Annotated in this window: 18 protein-coding genes, 1 tRNA gene, 1 other RNA gene and 1 pseudogene; 15 read left to right on the top strand and 6 right to left on the bottom strand. The window is 72.9% G+C overall.

Annotation, left to right across the window (positions count from 1 at the left end):
• Positions 1 to 122 precede the first annotated feature (122 nt).
• The 3 genes from yaaA to B100_RS0101700 are packed head-to-tail and all read right to left on the bottom strand — an operon-like array spanning position 123 to position 2,323.
• A complete protein-coding gene (yaaA, locus tag B100_RS0101710) occupies positions 123 to 905 on the bottom strand; it encodes a peroxide stress protein YaaA (RefSeq protein ID WP_024882751.1) in 783 nt (260 codons plus the stop codon).
• Between the two features lie 27 nt (positions 906 to 932).
• The gene (locus B100_RS0101705) at positions 933 to 1,571 is read right to left on the bottom strand and encodes a hypothetical protein (RefSeq protein WP_199785198.1); all 639 of its coding nucleotides are present in this window, start codon (positions 1,569 to 1,571) and stop codon (positions 933 to 935) included.
• A complete protein-coding gene (locus B100_RS0101700) occupies positions 1,568 to 2,323 on the bottom strand; it encodes a MerR family transcriptional regulator (protein WP_024882749.1) in 756 nt (251 codons plus the stop codon). The genes B100_RS0101705 and B100_RS0101700 overlap by 4 nt, the downstream gene beginning before the upstream one ends.
• A gap of 162 nt (positions 2,324 to 2,485) precedes the next feature.
• Between B100_RS0101700 and B100_RS0101695 the strand changes: the two genes are divergently transcribed.
• The 9 genes and pseudogenes from B100_RS0101695 to B100_RS0101660 all read left to right on the top strand — a co-directional run bounded on the left by B100_RS0101695 (position 2,486) and on the right by B100_RS0101660 (position 10,611).
• A complete protein-coding gene (locus B100_RS0101695; protein WP_024882748.1) occupies positions 2,486 to 3,064 on the top strand; it encodes a Uma2 family endonuclease in 579 nt (192 codons plus the stop codon).
• Between the two features lie 25 nt (positions 3,065 to 3,089).
• Positions 3,090 to 3,926 (top strand): AraC family transcriptional regulator, encoded by an 837-nt coding sequence (locus tag B100_RS0101690; RefSeq protein WP_024882747.1) that lies wholly within the window; start codon positions 3,090 to 3,092, stop codon positions 3,924 to 3,926.
• 19 nt (positions 3,927 to 3,945) lie between these two features.
• Positions 3,946 to 4,728 (top strand): annotated as a pseudogene (locus B100_RS35135) (DMT family transporter); the annotation flags it as partial.
• A gap of 112 nt (positions 4,729 to 4,840) precedes the next feature.
• Positions 4,841 to 5,243: RNase P RNA component class A (gene rnpB / locus B100_RS34755), an RNA gene on the top strand.
• Positions 5,244 to 5,772: 529 nt separating this feature from the next.
• Positions 5,773 to 7,824: a sensor histidine kinase gene (locus B100_RS0101680; RefSeq protein WP_024882745.1), complete on the top strand. Its 2,052-nt coding sequence runs from the start codon at positions 5,773 to 5,775 to the stop codon at positions 7,822 to 7,824.
• Positions 7,825 to 7,957: 133 nt separating this feature from the next.
• Entirely contained in the window at positions 7,958 to 8,383 is a 426-nt protein-coding gene (locus tag B100_RS0101675; RefSeq protein ID WP_199785197.1) for a roadblock/LC7 domain-containing protein, read from the top strand.
• Positions 8,380 to 8,739, top strand: coding sequence for a DUF742 domain-containing protein (locus B100_RS0101670; RefSeq protein WP_024882743.1), 360 nt, complete (start codon positions 8,380 to 8,382; stop codon positions 8,737 to 8,739). The genes B100_RS0101675 and B100_RS0101670 overlap by 4 nt, the downstream gene beginning before the upstream one ends.
• Positions 8,720 to 9,334: a GTP-binding protein gene (locus tag B100_RS0101665; protein ID WP_024882742.1), complete on the top strand. Its 615-nt coding sequence runs from the start codon at positions 8,720 to 8,722 to the stop codon at positions 9,332 to 9,334. The genes B100_RS0101670 and B100_RS0101665 overlap by 20 nt, the downstream gene beginning before the upstream one ends.
• On the top strand, positions 9,331 to 10,611 hold the full coding sequence (locus B100_RS0101660; RefSeq protein ID WP_024882741.1) for a cytochrome P450: 1,281 nt from the start codon (positions 9,331 to 9,333) through the stop codon (positions 10,609 to 10,611). Before B100_RS0101665 ends, B100_RS0101660 begins: the two co-directional genes overlap by 4 nt.
• Positions 10,612 to 10,947: 336 nt before the next feature.
• On the opposite strand, the gene B100_RS0101655 is transcribed toward B100_RS0101660, so the two are convergent.
• Entirely contained in the window at positions 10,948 to 12,174 is a 1,227-nt protein-coding gene (locus B100_RS0101655) for a cytochrome P450 (RefSeq protein ID WP_024882740.1), read from the bottom strand.
• A 378-nt stretch (positions 12,175 to 12,552) separates the two neighbouring features.
• On the opposite strand from B100_RS0101655, the gene B100_RS0101650 reads away from it, so the two are divergent.
• From B100_RS0101650 to B100_RS0101645, 3 genes are all read left to right on the top strand, one after another.
• Positions 12,553 to 13,284, top strand: a complete 732-nt coding sequence (locus B100_RS0101650) for a DUF7873 family protein (protein ID WP_024882739.1) — start codon at positions 12,553 to 12,555, stop codon at positions 13,282 to 13,284.
• Positions 13,285 to 13,425: 141 nt separating this feature from the next.
• Positions 13,426 to 13,548: transfer RNA gene (locus B100_RS36855), tRNA-OTHER, on the top strand.
• Between the two features lie 196 nt (positions 13,549 to 13,744).
• A complete protein-coding gene (locus B100_RS0101645) occupies positions 13,745 to 14,731 on the top strand; it encodes an aldo/keto reductase (protein WP_024882738.1) in 987 nt (328 codons plus the stop codon).
• Positions 14,732 to 14,979: 248 nt separating this feature from the next.
• On the opposite strand, the gene B100_RS0101640 is transcribed toward B100_RS0101645, so the two are convergent.
• Positions 14,980 to 15,765 (bottom strand): SDR family oxidoreductase, encoded by a 786-nt coding sequence (locus B100_RS0101640; protein ID WP_024882737.1) that lies wholly within the window; start codon positions 15,763 to 15,765, stop codon positions 14,980 to 14,982.
• Positions 15,766 to 15,903: 138 nt separating this feature from the next.
• On the opposite strand from B100_RS0101640, the gene B100_RS0101635 reads away from it, so the two are divergent.
• Positions 15,904 to 17,574 carry an alkaline phosphatase D family protein gene (locus tag B100_RS0101635; RefSeq protein WP_078540665.1) on the top strand — a complete coding sequence of 557 codons (1,671 nt, stop codon included), beginning with the start codon at positions 15,904 to 15,906 and terminating at the stop codon, positions 17,572 to 17,574.
• Here the strand turns inward: B100_RS0101635 and B100_RS0101630 are convergent.
• Positions 17,561 to 18,616: a Gfo/Idh/MocA family protein gene (locus B100_RS0101630; RefSeq protein WP_024882735.1), complete on the bottom strand. Its 1,056-nt coding sequence runs from the start codon at positions 18,614 to 18,616 to the stop codon at positions 17,561 to 17,563. The two genes, B100_RS0101635 and B100_RS0101630, sit on opposite strands and share 14 nt — an antisense overlap.
• A 144-nt stretch (positions 18,617 to 18,760) precedes the next feature.
• Here B100_RS0101630 and B100_RS0101625 point away from each other — a divergent pair, with 144 nt between their 5' ends.
• Positions 18,761 to 20,104 (top strand): multidrug effflux MFS transporter, encoded by a 1,344-nt coding sequence (locus B100_RS0101625; RefSeq protein WP_024882734.1) that lies wholly within the window; start codon positions 18,761 to 18,763, stop codon positions 20,102 to 20,104.
• Positions 20,065 to 21,234, top strand: coding sequence for a serine hydrolase domain-containing protein (locus B100_RS0101620; protein WP_037722364.1), 1,170 nt, complete (start codon positions 20,065 to 20,067; stop codon positions 21,232 to 21,234). The genes B100_RS0101625 and B100_RS0101620 overlap by 40 nt, the downstream gene beginning before the upstream one ends.
• Positions 21,235 to 21,261: the final 27 nt, after the last annotated feature.

Raw genomic sequence — 21,261 nt, 5'->3', positions numbered from 1 at the left:
TCATCCTGCCGTCGGCGCGCACCCTGCGCAAAGGTCGTTGCGTATGTTGCAATCCGTCCGAGAGGACCCGTACGGGGAGGTCCTGTCCGGGTCCCGTCCGGGAGGTCCCGTCCGGGGAGGGCTCAGTGGACCTCGTCCACCAGCACGTCCAGCGCCCACGCCGTCCCCGCCCGGGCCGGGGCGGAGCCTTCCACCACGTAGCCGAGGTCGCGCAGCGCCTCCACCAGCTCCGCCGGGTCCTTCGGCGCCGCCCCGGCCGTCAACAGGCTCCGCACGATCCGGCCCTTGGTGGCCTTGTTGAAGTGGCTGACCACCTTGCGGGTCGGCGCGTGCAGCACGCGGACCGTCGCCGTCCGCCCGGCCACCTCGCCCTTGGGCTTCCACGCCGTCGCGTACGCCGCCGAGCGCAGGTCGAGGACCAGCCCCTGCCCCGCCGCCTCCGGCAGCACCTCGGCCATCGCCGCCCGCCAGTGCGCGCCCAGCGCGCCGAGCCCGGGCAGCTTGACCCCCATCGAGCAACGGTAGGAGGGGATACGGTCCGTGACGCGGACCGCGCCCCACAGCCCCGAGAAGACCAGCAGGGACGTCGCCGCCCGCCGCTTCGCCGCCGCGTCGAGCGAGGCCAGGTCCAGGGCGTCGTACAGCACCCCGGTGTAGATCTCCCCGGCGGGACGGGTCCCGGCGGTGCGCAGCTCACGGTTCTTCGCGACCTCGCCGCGCAGCCCCTCGCTCAGCCCGAGCACCTCGCGTGCCTTGTCCTCGTCGCCGGAGCAGAGGTCGACCAGCTCGGTGAGGACCTCCTCCCGCGCCGCGGTCAGTCCCGGCAGCGACAGGGACTCCGTCCGCAGCGGGGCACCGCGACCGGAAGCGGCCTTGCCTTCGGACGGCGGCAGCAGGACAAGCACACGTACTCCTTCGATCGAGCTCGCCTGTCAGGGTACGGCGTGGTCCGCGGGCCCCGGAGCGGCGGCGGTGAGCGCCCGTACCAGGCCGTCGGCGTCGTCGGCGTGGAAGCGGACCACGCGGACGTCACGGGTGCGCCCGAAGAACGACCGGTGCGGGACCGGTTCCGCGAGCTCCACCGTCACGGTCGTCTGCGAGCCGACGGCGAGATTCAGCTCGCCGTCCGCCGGCTCGTGCGTCATCCGCAGCTCGCGCCGCACGGAGGCGATCCGCTCACGCGGTATCCGCAGGTCGACGTGGACGGCCCGGCGCACCCGCAGCCCGTCGGGCCCGACGACGTGCGGGCGCACGGCGGAGGCGGCGTACAGGGCGACGACGAAGACGACCGTGTACACGTCCAGGAACAGCACCACCGCGTGCAGCGTCGGCCGGCCGCTCAGCAGCGCGGACATCGCGACCGTCTCCACCACGCACACGAACGCGAACCCGAACATCATGGCCGCCTCGCCGCGGGCGTACCCGAACGCCGTGCCTGCGCCCGCCCCGTGCGTCCGCCGCGCCAGCCACAGCACCAGGCTCGCCATCAGCCGCGCCTCGTGCCGCACCAGCGCCCACCCGACGCGCACCGCAGCTCCCACCGCGCCCTCTCCCTCCGTCCGCCGGCTCATCCCCGCCCCTCCGTCACGATCCGCAGCGCCCGCCGGAACGCCTCCGCCTGGGCGGGCGCGAAGTCCGCGTAGAGGGCGGCCAGGAAGCTGTTGCTCTCGTCCAGGACCACGTCCTCGGGCAGCAGTTCCGCGGGCACGCACTCCGCGAGCGCGCGGGCGGCCTCCTCGACCCGCGGATCGTCCGGGCCGGCGTCGGCGAGCTCGTCGAGCAGGCGGTACACGGTCGCGGCCCGCTCGCGCCCGCCCGGCGCCCCGACCGCCCCGCTCATCAGCCCCATCAGCCGCTTCCGCTCCTCCGGCGGGGCGGACGTCTCGATCAGCGCGAGGATCTCGCGGTCCTTGGCGGCCGTGGGGGAGTCGGACAGCCAGGCGGTGCTCCGGAACAGCGCGGCCAGCTCCGGGGAGACCGGACCCTCGGCGGCCGTCCCGCCCTCCGACTCCCGCAACGACCGCAGCCGCTCCCGCCGCTCCCGGATCGCCGCCTCCTGCCGCGCCAGGTCCTCGTCCAGCTCGGCCAGCACCTCGGCGAGGTCCTTGCCGGCCTCGTCCGCGAGCACGTCCCGCACCTCGGCGAGCCCCAGCCCCAGCTCGGTCAGCCGCCTGATCCGGGCGAGCACGACGGCGTGCCGCACGGTGTAGTCCCGGTAGCCGTTGCCGAGCCGCCCGGGCTCGGGCAGCAGCCCCAGATGGTGGTAGTGCCGCACCGCCCGGGTGGTGACCCCGACGGCCGTGGCGAGCTCTCCGATCCGCATGCCCTCAGTAGAAACGTTGACGTCGCGGCAGGGTCAAGCGAACACCGCGGCTCCCGGCGGGGGCCGTGCTCCTGTGCCACGATCGAGGGAACGGTTCCCCATCCCACGACAGGTGATCAGCCGATGCCCCAGTCTGGCGAGCGACCGAAGGAGGGGCGTGACATGACGGCCATGGCCCATGAACCGCTCACGCAGGCGGACGTCCTGCTGGAGGGGTTCCTCGCCCTGGACACCCCGGAGGGTTTCCGGGCGGAGCTGATCGAGGGGGAGATCGTCGTGACGCCGCCACCGGACGGGGACCACGAGGACTACATCGGGCTGATCGTGACGCCGGTGATCAGACGATCCCGTACCGACATGCAGTTCTCCGGGAACAAAGGGCTGAAGCTGAGGAGCGGCGGTGCCTGCCCGAAGAACCACGTCATTCCGGACGGCACCTTCGCGCCCACGGAGCTGCGCCTCTACCGCGGCGCGGACCCGTGGATGCCGTGCGAGGGCGTGGCCATGGTCGTGGAGGTGACCTCCTCGAAGCCGGAGGCGGACCGCGAGGCCAAGCGCCGGTGCTACGCGCGGGACGGCATCCCCCTGTACCTCCTGGTCGACCGTGAGACCTCCTCGATCACTCTGTTCGGCGACCCGGAGGACGACGAGTACCGGGACCGCCGCACCCGTCCCCTCGGCAAGCCCCTCACTCTCCCCGAACCCTTCGCCTTCGACCTGGACACCGCCGACTTCCTCTGATCCCCTGGTGACCGGGGGGTGCGACGTGGCGCGGAGCGAACGGGAACAGGCTCGCTGGACCAGGGCGCGGCTGGGGCGGTGCGGGCCCGCGCTGGATCTGCTCACCGCCCGCTTCGACCGGCACGAGTACGCCCCCCACACGCACGAGGAGTACACGGTCGGCGTCACCGTCGGCGGCCTCGAGGTGATCGCCTACCGCGGCGGGCGCATCGTGTCCGGCCCCGGCTCGATCGTCGTCCTGGAACCCGGCGAGATGCACACCGGAGGCCCTGCCGCCCCCGAGGGCTACGCGTACCGCGCCCTCTACGCCGCGCCCGCCCTCCTCGGCGACAGCACCGTCGGCACCGGCCGCCCGTACTTCCCCGAACCGGTTCTCCACGACCCGGACCTGGCCGCCGCCCTGCGCCGCACCCACACCGACCTCAGCGCGCACCCCGACCCGCTGGAGGCCGAGTCCCGCCTGCCCTGGCTGCTCGCCGCGCTCGCCCGCCGCCACTCCACCTCACGCGCCGCCGACGGCACCGTCCCCGGCGCCCGGTCCGTCGCCCTCAGCGTCCGCGACCGCCTCGCCGACGAGCTCCTCGCCCCGCCCTCCCTCGCCGACCTCGCCGCCGATCTGGGCCTGTCCCGCTACCAGCTGCTCCGGGCGTTCCGTACGACGATGGGCGTGCCGCCGTACGCGTGGCTCGCGCAGTACCGGGTGGCCCGGGCCCGCGCCCTGCTGGACGCCGGGCTGCGGCCCGCGGAGACGGCCGCGCTCGTCGGCTTCGCGGACCAGGCGCACCTCACCCGGTGGTTCCGCCGGGTGCTCGGGGTGACCCCGGCGGCGTACCGCAACAGCGTTCAAGACGCGCGGTGCTGACCCGGCGGACACTCCTCGCATGACTGCACGCGGCTGGTTCCTGTTCTCCCTGATGGGAGTGGTCTGGGGCATTCCCTACCTGATGATCAAAGTGGCGGTGGACGAGGTGTCCCCCTCCGGCGTGGTGTTCGCCCGCTGCGCCGTCGGCGCGCTGCTGCTGCTCCCCTTCGCCCTGCGCCAGGCCGGCCTCGTCCGGAACCTGCGGACGCACTGGAAGCCGATGCTGGCGTTCGCGGTGATCGAGATCGTCGGCCCCTGGTACACGCTGACCGACGCCGAACGCCACCTCTCCAGCTCCACGGCGGGGCTGCTCATCGCGGGCGTGCCGATCGTCGGCGTGCTGCTGTCCCGCTCCTTCGGCCGGGCGGAGTCGCTGGGGGCCCGCAGGATCACGGGTCTCGCGCTCGGCCTCGGCGGCGTGGGCGTCCTCACCGTGCCCCACCTGACCGGCGGCAACGCCCTCTCCCTGGCGGAGGTCCTGGTCACGGTCGTCGGCTACGCGACGGCCCCGCTGATCGCCGACCGCCACCTCAGGGGCGTGCCGACGCTGCACCTGATCACGCCCTGCCTGGCCCTGGCCGCCCTGATCTACGCCCCCGCGGCGATCGCGAGCCGCCCCGCGGCCCTCCCCACCCCGGAGACCCTCGCCGCGCTGGCCGCCCTCGGGGTGGTGTGCACGGCGGTGGCGTTCGTCGCCTTCATGGAGCTGATCAGGGAGGCCGGCCCGATCCGCGCCTCGGTGATCACGTACGTCAATCCGGCGATCGCGGTGGCGGCCGGCGCGCTGTTCCTGGACGAGGCCCTGACCGCGACGGTGCTGGCCGCCTTCGTCCTGATCCTCACCGGATCGGTGCTGGCCAACGCGGGGGAGCGGAAGCCCGCCGGCCGGCGGGTACCATGGTCGACACGGCAGACGAGCCGGGCGGGCGGCCGCGTGGAGTCCCCTTAGGGGGCTTCCCGAGGAACGTCCGGGCTCCACAGGGCAGGGTGGTGGCCAACGGCCACCCGGGGTGACCCGCGGGACAGTGCCACAGAGAACAGACCGCCCGGCGCTTCGGCGCCGGGTAAGGGTGAAACGGTGGTGTAAGAGACCACCAGCGCCTGGGGTGACTCAGGCGGCTAGGTAAACCCCACCCGGAGCAAGGTCAAGAGGAAGCGCCTCGGTGCTTCTGCGCGGACGACCGAGGGCTGCCCGCCCGAGTCCGCGGGTAGACCGCACGAGGCCGGTGGCAACACCGGCCCTAGATGGATGGCCGTCGCCGGCGGGACCGCGAGGACCCGCCGGAACAGAACCCGGCGTACAGCCCGACTCGTCTGCCGCTCCCTTCCTCTCCGGAAGAGCCGCCGTCGCCCTGCGTCGGAGCCCCGTGTTCGCTCGCTCACGCAAGCCGGCGCGGGCCGTCGTCACCGGAGCTTCACGAGTGGCGGCATTCCTTCACTCTCATGTCCCCGTCATTACGACGGCTGAGGGTCAAGAGCATCTGGGATACGCACAGTTGGCCGAAAATAGCTGCCTCGCGTGAGTGACGGGAGCGCTGGGTGACGTGCTGCGGGGCGAATATGACGATCCGTCAGGTTGGGTGGCGGGTGCGTTGTCGCACTCCGGCTGGGGTCGTCCGGCCTCGTCCCGACTAGCACAGCGGAATGTACGAGCGATGGGTTCACGACGAACTCATTTTGCTGACGCACTGTTCAGTAAGCGGGGCTCCCGCGCGCATCAGGGTGATTAGCATGAGCCGTACGTGGTCGGAAGATCGCCCTCCTGTTGGCTGATCCCTTTCCCGACCCGCGGCCGCCGTCGTGCGGCCGCCCCTTCCCCTGCTCTCACCGACCGAGGGACCGCTCCATGCCAGTGCCTGCTTCTCCCAGCCAGCACCCACCGGCGGGGGCGCCGCGCACCTCGTTCGCCGCACGGGTGGCCGTGCTGGTGGCGAGCGCCGCCGCCGGCGGTACGGCCGTCGCCCTGGCGCCGTCCGGCGCCACCACGTGGGCCCTCGCCGTCGTGGCGACCGGCTGGGTGTGCGTGGCCGCCACCCTCCTCGTCGACCACCGCCTCGTCCTGCGCGCCCGCGGCACCGCCGCCGAGCGGGATTCGGAGAACAGCCGCCTCAGGGCCGAGGCCGCCCGGCGCTCGGCGGAGATCTCCCACCTGGCCGGGGTGACGCTGCCCGCCGTGGCCGAGCGGCTGCGGGACGGCGCGAGCGCCGCCGACGTACTGGGCAGCGTGCCCCCGCCGTCCGACCCGCAACTCGCCCGCGTCACCCACGCCTTCGCCGCCACCGTCGAGGAGGACGTACGGCGGGTGGTCACCCTGGAGGACGAGTACCGCGCCATCCGCGGCGAACTCGACCGGGCCGCGGCCGAGCACGACCGGTTCACCCGGGAGACGATGCCCGCCGCGATCGCCCGGCTCCGCGAGGGCCGCTCCGCCCAGACCGTGCTGGCCGAGACCGACCTGCCGCAGCACCCCGCCCTGCGCGTCCCGGCGGAATCGTTCATCCGTGAACTCGCGCACAGCGAGCGCCGCGCCGCCGCAGCCCAGGCCGCGTCCGCCAAGGCGCTCAGCCGCGTCCAGGCCAAGGCCGTACAGATGCTCGCCGACCTGCGCGAGATGCAGGAACGGCACGGCGAGGAGGTCTTCGGCGACCTGCTGAAGCTGGACCACGGCACCTCCCAGCTCGGCCTGATGACCGACCGCCTCGCGCTGCTGATGGGCGGCCGGTCCAGCCGCGCCTGGAACAAGCCGATCGTGATGGAGAGCATCCTGCGCGGCGCCGCCGGCCGCATCGCGGCCTACCAGCGAGTGCGCCTGCACTGCTCCACCCGCACCGCGGTCGCCGGTTTCGCGGCCGAGGGCGTCATGCACCTGCTCGCCGAACTGATGGACAACGCCGCGAACTTCTCGCCCCCCATCGACGAGGTGCACGTCTACGTCGAGGACCGCAGCGCCGGCATCGTCGTCACCATCGAGGACAGCGGCCTGAAGATGGCCGACGCGGCCATGCGCCGCGCCGAGGAGGCCGTGACCGGCCGCGTCACCGACCTCGCCTCGCTGCAGGGCACCCGGCTCGGCCTCGCGGTGGTGGGCCGGCTGGCCTCCAAGTACGGCATCAGCGTCAACTACCGGCCGTCCTCCCGAGGCGGCACCGGCGTCGTCGCCCTGCTGCCCCTGCACCTGCTCGCCCAGCAGCGCGAACCGGCCCCGCACGAGACGGCCGGCCGCACCGAGGCGACCCCCGCCCGGGGTGTCACCGCCCGCGGCGTGCCCGTCCCGGCCCCCCGCGCCGTGGCGGCGTCCGACGCGTCCGCCCCGGCCGCGCTGCCCGCCGGCACCTCCCGAACCGGCGGCACGGGTGCCACCGCCGGCACCTCCCGAACCGGCGGCACCTCCCGTGCCGACAACGATGCCGACGTCCGTCCGGCGGCCGCCACGCCGCCCGCCTCCCCGGAGCGCCCCGCCGCCCGCACCGAGCGGTCCGACCTGTCCGCGGTCCCCGGCCAGGGACGGCACCGGCAGCCCGAGGGCACCACGCCGAACGGCCTCCCGGTCCGCGCCCCCGGCCGCACCATGGCCGAGGCCGAACGCGAACGCGAGCAGCGGCAGTCGGCGACCGCCCAGGCCGGTGACACGGCGTCGGTGCGGCGCGGGGCACGCGACGCGGGCACCCGGTTCGGCGCCTTCCACCGCGCACGGCAGTCCGGCAACGGGATCACCGACACGTCCGGCAACGGGATCACCGGTACGTCCGGCATCGGGATCACCGGTACGTCCGGCAAGGGCATCACCGGCGCGTCCGCCGACGGGACCGCCGGCTCGCCCGGAGACGGCGCCCCCGGGACGACCGGCACCCCCGGCACCGACCCCCGGCCCGGGTCCCGCCCGCCCACGGCCCCCTAGTCCACCCCCTCCCGTACGGCGCCCCGCCCCGTACGGCGTCCGGGGCGACGGCGCCCCTTCCCGCTCGAGCACGTGAGATAGGAGGAACGGGCCGGTGACCGGTCATCCGGACACCACCGTCCCAACACCCACCATGCAGACCACGACCACCGACAACAGCCTCAACTGGCTCCTGCAGGGTCTCCTGGAGCGGACCCCCGGCGCACGCCACGCCCTGGTCCTGTCCCGGGACGGCCTCAAGCTCTGCTGGAGCGAGCACCTGACCCTCGACCTCGCCGACCACCTCTCGGCGATCTGCTCCGGCATCCAGGCCCTCGCCCAGGGCGCCTCCATGGAGTTCGGCGACGGCACCGGCGGCGTACGGCAGTCGATGACGGAGTTCCACGGCGGCCTGCTGTTCATCGTGGAGGCCGGCGAGGGGGCGCACCTCGCCGTCGTCGCCGGGGAGGACGCCGACCCCGGCGTGGTCGGCCACCAGATGACGGAACTGGTCGAGCAGATCGGCGAGCACCTGCGCGCCGAACCGCGATCCGAATCCGCGGGGAGCGGCACCTCGTGACCCCACGCAAACCCGTCGACACGGGCGACCCGGACCGGCTCTACACCGTCACCGGGGGACGCAGCCGCGCCGACGAGTCCTTCGACCTGGTCACCCTGATCGTCAGCGAGAGCGCGCCGACTCCGGGGATGCAGTCCGAGCACGCCCGGATCCTGGAGCTGTGCGCCCACCCGGTCGCCGTCGTCGAGATCGCCGCGGAAGTCGGGCTGCCGGTCACGGTCGTACGCATCCTGCTCGGCGACCTGCTGGACACCGGGCGCATCACCGCCCGTCACCCGCGCGCGGCGGCGTCCGTCGCCTCCCTGCCCGATTCCGCCCTACTCCAAGAGGTTCTCCATGGACTCCGCAACCTCTGAGCTGCCCACCCACCGCACACCGCTGAGAGACACGGCGGAGACGGGCCTGAAGATCGTCGTCGTGGGCGGGTTCGGCGTGGGCAAGACGACCCTGGTCCGCTCGGTGAGCGAGATCCGGCCGCTCAACACCGAGGAGGTGATGACGCAGGCCGGCGTGGGCGTCGACGAGACCGACGGGGTGGCCGCGAAGACCACCACCACGGTCGCCTTCGACTTCGGGCGGATCAGCCTCAACGACCGCATGGTGCTGTACCTGTTCGGCGCGCCCGGGCAGGAACGCTTCTGGTTCCTGTGGGACCGGCTGTTCTCCGGCACCCTGGGCGCCGTGGTCCTCGTGGACACGCGCCGGATGGACGACTCCTGGTACGCCATCGACCGGCTGGAGCACCACGGCACGCCGTTCGTGGTGGCCGTCAACCGGTTCGACGACGACGCCCGGTACTCCCTGGACGAGATACGCCAGGCGCTCGCCCTCCCCGCGCACGTGCCGATGGTCGACTGCGACGCCCGGGTCCGGGCCTCCGGCAAGGACGTGCTGATCACCCTCGTGAACCACCTCCACGACCTGGCCACCGCCAAGGAGGCGACACTGTGACCGATCAGGCCGATCCCTTCGCGCACCCGGCCCGCCCCGGTGAGGAGCCGCCGCCGGGGTGCCCCGCGCACGCCGGCGCGGTGCCGCTGACGGGGCTGGAGTACCAGCAGACGCCGTCCGAGCTGTACCGCGCCCTGCGCCGGGAACACGGGCCCGTCGCACCGGTGCTGCTCGACGGTGGCATCCCGGCCTGGCTGGTGCTGGGCTACACCGAGGTCACCTATGTGACCAGCCACGACGAGCTGTTCGCCCGGGACTCGCGGCGCTGGAACCAGTGGGCGGACATCCCGCAGGACTGGCCGCTGCTGCCCTTCGTCGGCTATCAGCCGTCGGTGCTGTTCACCGAGGGCGAGGAGCACCGGCGGCGGGCCGGAGTGATCACCGAGGCGCTGGAGGGGATCGACCAGTTCGAGCTGTCCCACGAGTGCCTGATGATCGCCGACGACCTCATCGCCCGGTTCGCGGGCAGCGGCCAGGCGGAGCTGATGGCCGACTACGTGCACGCCCTGCCGATGCGCACCGTCGTGCAGATGTGCGGGATGCCGGCCACCGGTGAGGACACCCGCCGGCTCGTCGACGACCTGCGGATCTCCCTGGACGCGGGGGAGGGGGACGACCCGGTCGCGGCGTACGCGCGCGTGGGTGAACGGCTGCGGCAGCTGGTGAAGGAGAAGCGGGCCGTTCCCGGCCCCGACGTCACCTCGCGGATGCTGACGCACCCGGCGGGGCTGACGGACGAGGAGGTCGTCCAGGACCTGATCTCCGTGATCGCGGCGGCCCAGCAGCCGACGGCCAACTGGATCTGCAACACCCTGCGTCTGCTGCTGACGGACGAACGCTTCGCGGTGAACGTCTCGGGCGGCCGGCTCAGCGTCGGCGAGGCGCTCAACGAGGTGCTGTGGCTGGACACCCCGACGCAGAACTTCATCGGGCGCTGGGCGGTACGGGACGTTCAGCTCGGAGGCCGGCAGATAAGGGCCGGCGACTGCCTGGTGCTGGGGCTCGCGGCGGCCAACACCGACCCGCAGATCTGGCCCGAGGGACACGTGGGCGCGGAGAACGCGGCGCACCTGTCCTTCAGCAACGGCGAACACCGCTGCCCGTACCCGGCCCCGCTGCTCGCGGACGTCATGGCGCGCACGGCGGTCGAGACGCTGCTGGAACGCCTGCCGGACCTGGTCCTGGCCGTCGAGCCGGAGGAACTGGTGTGGCGGCCGTCGATCTGGATGCGAGGACTGCTGGACCTGCCGGTGCGGTTCACCCCGGTGGTGCAGTAGGGCTCCGCCGACGGGCGGTTCTCACGGTCGGGGGTGCTCCCCCGCCCCCGTGGGCGGACCGGTGGGGCGCTGCCTCCTCGCGGGCGCCCGGTGGGGCGGGATTCGGCCGGGGCGGACCCGGTCGGTACGGGATCTGGCCGGGTGGACACGGACGGTACGAGATCCGGTCGGGGGCCGACGCATCCGGTACGGGGCCCGGCCGGGACGGCCTGGTGCGGCGGAGCTCGGCCGGGACGGCCCCTTGCGGCCGGATTCGGCCGGTGCGCGATCCGGCCGGTGCGCGATCCGGCCGGGGCGGGGCGGCGCGTACGGGAGTGACGACGCGACCGGTACCGGTCAGCCTGCCACCGGCGTGAACCGGACCGGCAGGCTCTGCGGCCCGCGGGTGAACACACCTTGCTCGGCCGGCTGGAACCCCTCGGCGAGCCGTACGTCCGGCATGGCGTCGAGGAGTTGGCCGACACCGATCTCCACCTCCGCCTTCGCCAGCAGCGCGCCGACGCAGAAGTGCCGGCCGAGCGCGAAGGCGAGGTGGTCGGCGGCGGCCGAGAACGCCTTGGTGGTGGTCAGGTCGTCGCGGAAGATGTCGAACCGGTCGGGGTCGGCGTACCGGCGCTCGTCGCGGTTGGCCGCGCCTATCAAGCAGGTGACGGTGGCGCCGGCGGGCACGGTGCCGCCGCTGAGCGTCACCTCCGTCGCGGACTGCCGCATGATCATGTGCACGGGCGGGGTGAACCGCAGGGTCTCGGCGAAGGCGCGCGGTATCAGCGAGTGGTCGGCGCGGACGGCGGCGAGCTGGTCGGGGTGGGCGAGCAGGTTCGCGAAGATGCCGGCGATGGCCTTGTCGGTGGTCTCGCCGCCGGCGGCGAGCAGCAGGCTGCAGAACGCCTTGATGTCCTCGTCGCTCATCCGCACGCCGTCGACCTCGGCGCTGCACAGCACGGACAACAGGTCGTCGCCGGGCTTCTCCCGGCGCTCACGGATGATCGGCAGCATGTACTCGGCGAACTCCACCCGGGTGCGCTCGCCGGCCGCCGTGACCTCGGCGTCGCCCGAGAGGTTGCCGAGGAAGGCGATGACGGCGGTGTACCAGCGGTGGAAGCGGGGGTGGTCGGCCTTGTCCAGGCCCAGCATGTCGGCGATGACGTTCACCGGGAAACGGGTGGCGTAGTCGTCGACCAGGTCGGCGGAGCCGGTGCGCCGGAAGGCGTCGATCAGCTCACGGGAGTTGCGCTCGATGACCGGCAGGAACTTCCGCTCCAGGTCGCTGCCCCGGAAGGCCGGCGCGACCAGTGCCCGGCGCACGGCGTGCTCACGGCCGCTGAGCTGCAGGATCGTCTTGCCGTGGACGGGCTCGAGCTGCCAGGCGTAGTTGTCGGTGGTGAACTCACCGGCCTTGTCCTTGAAGACCCGCTCGACGTCCTCGTAGCGCGAGACGATGTAGCTCTTGGTCGCCTCGTGCCAGAGGAGGGGGGCGGTCTCCCGCATCGCGCGGTAGGCGGGGTAGGGGTCGGCAGCGAACTCGGGCGAGAGGATGTCGGGCACCTGCTGGGCGGTGGACATGGGGCTCCCTGCGATCGTATTTCGTGTACTGCACAAGGTTATTGATCATCCGTCAGTAACGACAGACCGCCCGATGACCGGATCTGTTTGAACCCTGAACCGTCCGAAAATCGCCCCTGACGACACTCACCGTCCGCCACTGCCGGGTCCGCCCGGCGGCTCACGGTCACTGGCACGCGCGTCGTCGTCATACGCGCATCATGATCCGCCCATGTGTCTGAAGACCGGACCCCGAGTTCCGCTCCGTCCGGGGCCGCGCGGGCGATGACACGCGGTGCGGTGCGCTCGGGCCGACGGGCTCCGACCCGTGCACGCGAAAATGGCGTGCGCCGGTCAACGCCTCTCTGACAGGCTCCTCACTGTTCGAAGGGGGAGCCCGTGACCAAGCTGAACCAGATCATCGCGGTCGAGAAGGGTGTCAAGAGCAAGTCGCTCCAGGACATCAACGCCGCGCACGCCAAGGTGCAGAAGCCGGCGCTGCTGGCCGGTATCTCGCGTACGTACCAGCCGAAGGACGAGGAAGGCGAGCAGCTGCCGCCCGAGTCCACGCGGGTGCAGGTGCAGGCCGAGGACGTGCTGCGCGAGGTGTCCGCCACGCTGACGCGGCTGTTCGACGTCACCGCGACGAAGGACTGGGCGAACTGCCTGGCCCCTGCGGACGTCACGGTCGACGGGCGCACGATCGTCGCCGACGTCCCCGTCAGCTACCTGCTCTTCCTGGAGAAGCAGCTCGCCGAACTGCACGGCTTCGTCAAGAAGCTGCCCACCCTCGACGCCGCCGAGTCCTGGTCGCTCGACCCGTCCACGGACTGGTGGAAGACGGACGCCGTCCGCACCATCCGTACGAAGAAGGTGCCGCGCAACCATGTCAAGGCGGAGGCCACGGAGAAGCACCCGGCGCAGGTCGAGGTGTACTACGAGGACGTGCCGATCGGTTACTGGACCACGGTGAAGTTCTCCGGCGCGCTTCCGGCTCGCCGGGTGAACGAGCTGCTGGACCGGGTCGAGAAGCTCCAGCAGGCCGTGAAGTTCGCCCGTGAGGAGGCCAACGGCACCGAGGTCACTGACAAGCGGGTCGGCGAGGCGGTGTTCGGCTACCTGTTCGGCTGACGTGCGGCGCGGCCACGGATGGCCGCCATGATCGCCCCCGCGTGCGAGCGCGGGGGTGCGCTACGGGGCGCGGGCCGGGTGAGGACCGGTTCGCGCCAGGAGCGCAAGCTGAAACTGAAGTTCAGCCTGAAGAAGCGGTCCGTCGCAGAGGCGGCCGCGGTCAATCTCAGACTCTCGCTCCAGTCTCAGCATCGCCGCCGATCGCCGGACCGAACGGGGACGGACGAACGCCGTCGGATGCGAGTTCGACTCTCGCCTGCGCCTCTTTCCCTGGCGCGGTAGTTCAAAGGAAGAACACGACGGCATGATGACTGATCCGTCCTCTTGAACGCGCCGGCGTGCGCAATTGGGTGGCATCCCCAGGGGCCCGGGAGCTGGATACGACTCCCGGGCCCCGCCACGTCATCGGCCCTCCGCCCCCCTTGCCTTCGTGTGCGCTCCAGCTCTTACCGTCCTCCGCATGGAGTTCACACGCACACTGGGACGCAGTGGTATCCAGGTCAGCGCGCTCGGCTTCGGGTGCTGGGCCATCGGCGGGGAGTGGCAGGACGGCGCCGGGCAGCCGCTCGGGTGGGGCAAGGTCGACGACGAGGAGTCGGTGCGGGCGATCCGCCGGGCCCTTGATCTCGGTGTCACCTTCTTCGACACCGCCGACGTCTACGGCACCGGGCACAGCGAACGGATCCTCGGCAGGGCGCTCGGCTCGCGACGGGACGAGGTCGTCGTCGCCACCAAGTGGGGCAACGTCTTCGACCCGGACACCCGCACCACCTCCGGCACCGACGACTCCCCGGAACACCTCCGCCGTGCCCTGACCGCCTCCCTGCGCCGGCTCGGCACCGACCACGTCGACCTCTACCAGCTGCACATCGCCGACGCCGACCCCGAGCGCGCCGCCCGACTGCGCGACGCGTGCGAGGAGTTGGTGGGGGAGGGGCTGATCCGGGCGTACGCCTGGAGCACCGACGACCCCGCCCGCGCCGCCGTCTTCGCCGAGGGGCCGCACTGCGCCGCCGTCCAGCACGCGCTCAACGTGCTGCAGGACGCCCCCGAGATGCTGCTGCTCTGCGAGCAGGCGAACCTCGCGTCCGTCAACCGCAGCCCCCTCGCCATGGGTCTGCTGACCGGCAAGCACGCCGGCGGGCGGTCGCTGGAGAGCGGGGACATCCGCAGCCGGCCGCCCGCCTGGCTGCCGGGCTTCGGTGACGGCACCGGCGCGGACCCCGCGTGGCTGGCGCGCGTCGACGCGCTGCGGGACGTCCTCACCGGCGGCGGGCGCACGCTCACCCAGGGCGCGCTGGCCTGGCTGTGGGCGCGCAGCCCGCGCACCGTACCGATCCCCGGCTTCCGGTCGGTCGCCCAGGCGGAGGAGAACGCGGGCGCGTTGGAAAAAGGTCCGCTGACCGCCGCGGAGTTGGCGGAGGTGGAGCGCGTCCTCCAGCGATAGGCCATGGAAATCGTGCGGCAGCCGTCCACCCGCCGGTGCGCACCCGCGGTCCCGCGCGGGTCCACCCCCAGCCGGCGGTGTGGAACGGCTGCCGCCTCCCCCCTGGATATGGCCTGACGGAAGACCGCTGCCTCAACTGTGAAGCTTTGGTGCAGAGAAGTTGAGCATAGGCTCTCCACCGGCCGCAATGGGGCGGATGCGTTAACTCCGGTTGTGGGGATCAGCGCACGCCGGCGGCGCGGAGCGGCTCACCCCCGCCCCACGTACGGCATCGCCGTCGCCAGCACCGTCGCGAACTGCACGTTCGCCTCCAGTGGCAGCTCCGCCATGTGCCGCACCGTCCGCGCCACGTCCGCCACATCCATCACGGGCTCCGGCGCGACCTCCCCGTTCGCCTGCAAGGCACCCGTCTCCATGCGCTCCGTCATGTCCGTCGCCGCGTTGCCGATGTCGATCTGGCCCACCGCGATCCGGTACGGACGCCCGTCCAGGGAGAGGGACTTGGTCAGACCGGTCAGCGCGTGCTTGGTGGCCGTGTAGGCGACCGACCGCGGGCGCGGGACGTGCGCCGAGACCGAACCGTTGTTGATGATCCGGCCGCCCTGCGGCTCCTGCTCCTTCATCTGCCGGTACGCCGCCTGCGCGCACAGGAACGCCCCGTTGAGGTTGGTGTCCACCACGTGCCGCCACGCCTCGTACGGCAGGTCCTCCACCGGCACCCCGCCCGGGCCGAACGTCCCGGCGTTGTTGAACAGCAGGTCCACCCGGCCGAACCGGTCCACCGTGGCGGCGAACAGCGCCTCCACGTCCCCGGGGCGGGACACGTCCGTCGGAATCACCAGAGCCCGCCCGCCCTCCCGGCCCGACGCCCCCGCCGTCTCCTCCAAGGCCTCCGCGCGACGCCCCGCCAGCGCCACCGACCAGCCCGCGTCCAGCAGTTCCCGCGTCACCGCGCACCCGATGCCGGAGCCGGCCCCGGTGACCACCGCGACCCCGGCCCGTCCGGCCCGTCCGTCCGTTTCCTTGGCGTTCATGGCACCGCAGCGTAGGCGAGGGTTCGCCATACGGACCTCATACGACCGTCATCCGGATGCTGTGTACGCGTCAACGCCGCGTCGTCCCCGGCCACTGCAATTCCTTCCGCACCCACATGCCCGCCAGGGGAGGAACCGATGACGCAGGAACCGATGACACAAGGACCGACGGCACCCGAGGCCCGCCCGTCCCACGCGCCCGAACTCCGCGCCGCCGCACGCCACATCGGCCGCCGCCGCTTCCTGACCGCCACCGGCGCCGCCGCCGCGCTCGCCTTCGCCGTCGGCGTGCCCGGCGCGGGCACCGCGGCCGCCGCCGAACTGGACACCGCACGGATCACCGACGACCCCTTCACGCTCGGCGTCGCCTCCGGCGACCCGCACCCCGACTCGGTGCTGCTGTGGACCCGCCTCGCGCCCGCGCCGTACCAGGCGGACGGCGGGCTGCCCGCGCGCCGCGTCACCGTCGAGTGGGAGATCGCCCTCGACGCGCGGTTCCGCAGCGTCGTCAGACGGGGGACGGCCACCGCCCACCCCGAGTTCCACCACACCGTGCACGTCGAGGCCGGCGGGCTCGCCCCGGGCCGCGTCTACCACTACCGCTTCCGCGCGGGCCGCTTCGTCAGCCCCGCCGGCCGCACCCGCACCGCGCCCGCCCCCCGCAGCCGCGCCGCCGGGCTCACCTTCGGCATCGTCTCCTGCCAGCGCTACGACCAGGGCTACTACACCGCCTACCGGCACCTCGCCCAGGAGGACGTCGACGTCGTCTTCCATCTCGGCGACTACCTCTACGAATACGCCGTGAACGACGCCGGCGGCTCCCGCGCCTACCCGGCCGGCACCCTGCCCTCCGGCCTGTTCAACCGGGAGACCGTCACGCTGGAGGACTACCGGCTGCGGTACGCCCTCTACAAGTCCGACCCCGACCTCAGGGCCGCGCACGCCGCGCACCCCTTCGTCGTCACCTGGGACGACCACGAGACCGAGAACAACTACGCCGACGACACCCCCGAGAACAGCGTCCCGCCGGAGGAGTTCCTGCTGCGCCGGGCCGCCGCCTACCGCGCCTACTGGGAGAACATGCCGCTGCGCCGGCCCCAGCTCCCCGACGGCCCCGACCTGAAGCTGTACCGCCGGCTGCACTGGGGCCGGCTCGCCCAGTTCGACGTGCTCGACACCCGCCAGTACCGCTCCAACCAGGCGTACGGCGACGGCTGGCAGTTCCCCGGCCCCGAGTCCGAGGACCCCTCGCGCACCCTGACCGGCGCCGCCCAGGAGCGCTGGCTGATCGACGGCTGGCGCAGGTCCGACGCGGTGTGGAACGTCGTACCGCAGCAGGTCACCTTCGCCCAGCGGCTCGACACACCCACCCCGCCGGCCAAGGTCTCCATGGACTCCTGGGACGGCTACCCGGCCTCCCGCGAGCGCGTCCTGGCCGGCGCGCGGGCCGCCGGCGTCGAGAACCTGATGGTCCTCACCGGCGACGTGCACGTCCACTACGGCTTCGACATCAAGCGGGACTTCGCCGACCCCGGCTCCAAGACCGTGGGCACCGAGATCGTCACCTCCTCGGTCACCAGCGGCGGCAACGGTTCGGCGAAGCCCGCCAACTGGGAGACCATGACGGCCGCCAACCCGCACATGCGCTTCTACAACGGCCTGCGCGGCTACACGACCGTCACCCTCGGCCGGGAGCGGGCGCGCGCCGACTTCAAGACGGTCTCCCACGTCACCACGCAGGGCGCGCCGCTCACCACCGCCGCCTCCTTCGTCACGGAGGCGGGGGAGCCGGGGCTCAAGCCGGCGTGACCGCCGCGCCGTCGGCCGCCACTCCGTCGGGCACCGTGCCGTCGGTCCCCTCGCCCGGGTAGCGGACGCCGACGCGGTCCCGGATCGCGTCGAGCGTCCGCATCACGGCGAGGGTGCCGTCCAGCGGGACCACCGGCGACTCCGTCTCGCCGGCCCGCAGCGCCCGCATCACCTCCGCGGCCTCGTGCTTGAGGCTGGCGCGGGGGCCGTGGAGCGGGTCGGCCGTGAACTCCTCGGCGTCCTGTCCCTCCCGGTGCAGCACGAACCGCTCAGGGAAGAAGAAGCCGTCCGGGATGTCGATCCGCCCCTTCGACCCGGTGATCGACGCGGAGGTGGCCGTACCGCCCACGATGGAGCAGTGCACGGAGGCGAGGGCGCCGTTCTCCCAGGAGAGCAGCGCCCCCGTCTGGAGGTCCACCCCCTCCTCCGAGAGCATCGCGCGCGCCGTGAGGTCCGACGGCTCCCCGAGCAGCAGATGGGCGAACGACACCGGGTACACCCCGAGGTCCAGCAGCGCGCCGCCGCCGAGCGCGGGGTCACGCAGCCGGTGGGTGGCCGGGAAGGGGCCCGCCAGGCCGAAGTCCGCCTGGACATGGCGCACTTCGCCGATCGCGCCGTCGTCGACCAGCGCCTTGAGGCGCCGCACCATGGGGTGGCAGTACATCCACATGGCCTCCATCAGGAAGCGCCCGCCGTCCCGCGCCAGCGCGACCAGCTCGGCGGCCTCCTCGGCGTTCAGCGTGAACGGCTTCTCGCACAGCACGTGATGTCCGGCCTCCAGCATCAGCCCGGCCGCCGCACGGTGCGCGGAGTGGGGCGTGGCGACGTACACGACGTCGAGCTCGTCGTCAGCCGCGAGCGTGTCCCAGTCGCCGTACGCGCGCGGTATGCCGAACCGCTCGGCGAACGCCTTGGCCGACTCCGTCGAGCGGGACGCCACCGCCGCGACCTCGGCGTCGGGCATGTCCACCAGGTCCGCCGCGAACGTCGCGGCCATGCCGCCGGTCGCCAGGATCCCCCAGCGCACCTTCTGCTCTGTCATTCGTCCCACCTGTTCGTGTGTTCCCTCAACGCTTCGCCCTGGGGCTGTGGCGTGGAAGCGCTCCCATGGCATCGTCGTCGACGCCGAGCACTGCGTACGAGCTGAGAGCATAGGGAGCCGATGGCATGGAAAGGGAGGGGTCACATGCCCGAGGGTGGGGCGTCCATATTCACATCGACCGAAAGCGGGGTATCGGGGGGCCCGGTGACGGAGGCCGCCGCCCACGGCACGGCGGCGGCCACGCCGGAACGGCGCACCCCGGCCGTGGTGCCGCGTACCGGCCTGCTGGTCACGTTCATCCTCGGCGGCCTGACCGCCGTGACGCCGTTGGCGATGGACATGTACCTCCCCGCGCTGCCGGAGGTCACCCGGTCCCTGCACGCACCCGCCGCGACCGTCCAGCTCACCCTCACCGCCTGTCTGGCCGGCATGGCGCTCGGGCAGCTCGTGGTCGGGCCGATGAGCGACCGCTGGGGCCGCCGCCGGCCCCTGCTCGTCGGGCTCGCGATCTACGTCGTGGCCACCGCGCTGTGCGCCTTCGCGCCGACCGTCGAACTCCTCGTCGCCTGCCGGCTGGCGCAGGGGCTCGCGGGAGCGGCCGGCATCGTCATCGCGCGGGCGGTCGCCCGTGACCTGTACGACGGAGTGGCCCTGGCCCGCTTCTTCTCCACCCTGATGCTGATCTCCGGGATGGCCCCGATCTTGGCGCCGCTCATCGGGGGGCAGGTCCTGCGGTTCACGGACTGGCGGGGAGTCTTCGTCGTCCTCACCGTCGCGGGGCTGCTCCTGACGGTTCTCGTCTGGACCAGGCTGCCCGAGACGCTGGCTCCCTCCGACCGGCACGGCGGAGGTTTGGGTGAGACCCTCGGCGCGATGCGCCGGCTCCTCGCCGACCGGGCCTTCACCGGCTACATGCTCGCCGGCGGCTTCGCCTTCGCGTCCCTCTTCGCGTACGTCGCCGCCTCCCCGTTCGTCATGCAGGAGATCTACGGCGCCTCCCCGCAGACCTTCAGCCTGCTGTTCGGGCTCAACTCGGTCGGCCTGATGATCATGGGCCAGGTCAACGGGAAGATCCTGGTCGGCCGGGTCCGGCTGGACAAGGTGCTCGGCATCGGGCTCGCCGTCGTGGTCGCCGCCGCCACCGCCCTGCTGCTGATGTCGCTGGGCGTGTTCGGCGAGGTGGGCCTGGTGCCGGTCGCCGCCGCGCTGTTCGTGCTGATGTCGTCCATGGGCATCGTCATGCCCAACACCCAGACGCTCCCGCTGATGCGGGCCCGGCGGGCGGCCGGCTCCGCGTCCGCCCTTCTCGGCACGACGTCCTTCCTCATCGGCGCGATGGCCTCCCCGCTGGTCGGGATCGCCGGCGAGGACACCGCCGTCCCGATGGCCGTCGTCCAGCTGGCCTCCGCCCTGGTGGCGACGGCCTGCTTCCTGGGAATGTGCCGTCCGTGGAAGAGCGGGACGAGCCTGAAGGGCGGGGGCGTCTGAGCGCGCCGCGACTGCGCCGGGGCACCCCGCAGCGGGCCGGGCTCGACGCCGGGGAGCTGCGGCGTCTGGTCCAGGAGGTCCGCGCCCGCACCGACGGCGCGCGGCCCTGGGCGGCGGGCGCGGTGGTGGTCGTCGGACGCGGCCCGGTGATCGCCGTCGAGGAGGCGGCCGGCTGGGCGGTGCGCCACGCCGGCTACGACGGGAGGGCGGGCGCGCCCGTCGAGCTGCCGCCGGAGCAGCGGGTGGCGATGACCGTGGACACCCCGTTCGACCTGGCCTCCGTCACCAAGCTGTTCACCTCGGTGGTCGCCGTGCAGCAGATCGAGCGGGGGACGCTGGGCCTGGACGCCCGCGTCGGCACGTACCTGCCGGACTTCACGGCGGCGGCACGGCACGGCATCACCGTGCGCCAGCTGCTCACCCACACCTCCGGGCTGCGCCCCGAACTCCCCCTGTACGACTGCGCCGACGACGCGGAACGCCTGGCGCTGCTGCGCGCGGAACGGCCGGTCGGCGTGCCCGGCACGTACCTCTACTCCGACCTCAACATGCTGCTGCTCCAGCACGTCCTGGAACGCATCACCGGCCGCACCCTCGACGTCCTGGTGCGCGACGGCATCACCCGGCCCCTCGGCATGGACGCGACCGGCTTCGGCCCGTGCCCGTCCGCGGCGGCGACCGAGGACCAGCGGCGGCCCTGGGCCAAGGCGGACCGGGGGATGCTGCGGGGCGAGGTGCACGACGAGAACGCCTGGGCGCTGGGCGGGGTCGCCGGTCACGCGGGACTCTTCTCCACCGCGGGCGACCTGGCGGTCTTCTGCCGCACCCTGCTGGCGGGCGGGGCGTACGGGCCCGCCCGGATCCTCGGCACCGACCACGTGGACCTGATGCTGCGGGCCCCCGGCCTCGGCTTCGCCGTGGACCAGCCCTGGTTCATGGGCGCCCTCGCGGGACGCGGCGCGGCGGGGCACTCCGGCTTCACCGGCACGTCCCTGGTCCTGGACCGCGCCACGGACACCTTCGTGGTCCTCCTCGCCAACACGGTCCACCCCCGCCGCCCGACCCCGCCCGACAGCACCCCCCGCGCAGCCGCGGCAACCCGCGTGGCGCGGGCGCTGCGGGGGAGGTGAGGGGGCGGCCGGGGACTGGGCGCCCCG

This window comes from Streptomyces sp. CNH189, assembly GCF_000527195.1.
Note: the sequence above shows the minus strand (reverse complement) of the source record. Positions and strands in the feature narration are given on the sequence as shown.

What these genes read in the sequence shown, in the direction of transcription:
- B100_RS0101705 (WP_199785198.1), bottom strand. Translation starts at nt 1,571, where the DNA reads ATGAGCCGGCGGACGGAGGGAGAGGGCGCGGTGGGAGCTGCGGTGCGC.
- B100_RS0101700 (WP_024882749.1), bottom strand. Translation starts at nt 2,323, where the DNA reads ATGCGGATCGGAGAGCTCGCCACGGCCGTCGGGGTCACCACCCGGGCG.
- B100_RS0101695 (WP_024882748.1), top strand. Translation starts at nt 2,486, where the DNA reads ATGACGGCCATGGCCCATGAACCGCTCACGCAGGCGGACGTCCTGCTG.
- B100_RS0101680 (WP_024882745.1), top strand. Translation starts at nt 5,773, where the DNA reads ATGCCAGTGCCTGCTTCTCCCAGCCAGCACCCACCGGCGGGGGCGCCG.
- B100_RS0101675 (WP_199785197.1), top strand. Translation starts at nt 7,958, where the DNA reads ATGCAGACCACGACCACCGACAACAGCCTCAACTGGCTCCTGCAGGGT.
- B100_RS0101665 (WP_024882742.1), top strand. Translation starts at nt 8,720, where the DNA reads ATGGACTCCGCAACCTCTGAGCTGCCCACCCACCGCACACCGCTGAGA.
- B100_RS0101655 (WP_024882740.1), bottom strand. Translation starts at nt 12,174, where the DNA reads ATGTCCACCGCCCAGCAGGTGCCCGACATCCTCTCGCCCGAGTTCGCT.
- B100_RS0101645 (WP_024882738.1), top strand. Translation starts at nt 13,745, where the DNA reads ATGGAGTTCACACGCACACTGGGACGCAGTGGTATCCAGGTCAGCGCG.
- B100_RS0101640 (WP_024882737.1), bottom strand. Translation starts at nt 15,765, where the DNA reads ATGAACGCCAAGGAAACGGACGGACGGGCCGGACGGGCCGGGGTCGCG.
- B100_RS0101635 (WP_078540665.1), top strand. Translation starts at nt 15,904, where the DNA reads ATGACGCAGGAACCGATGACACAAGGACCGACGGCACCCGAGGCCCGC.
- B100_RS0101630 (WP_024882735.1), bottom strand. Translation starts at nt 18,616, where the DNA reads ATGACAGAGCAGAAGGTGCGCTGGGGGATCCTGGCGACCGGCGGCATG.
- B100_RS0101625 (WP_024882734.1), top strand. Translation starts at nt 18,761, where the DNA reads ATGCCCGAGGGTGGGGCGTCCATATTCACATCGACCGAAAGCGGGGTA.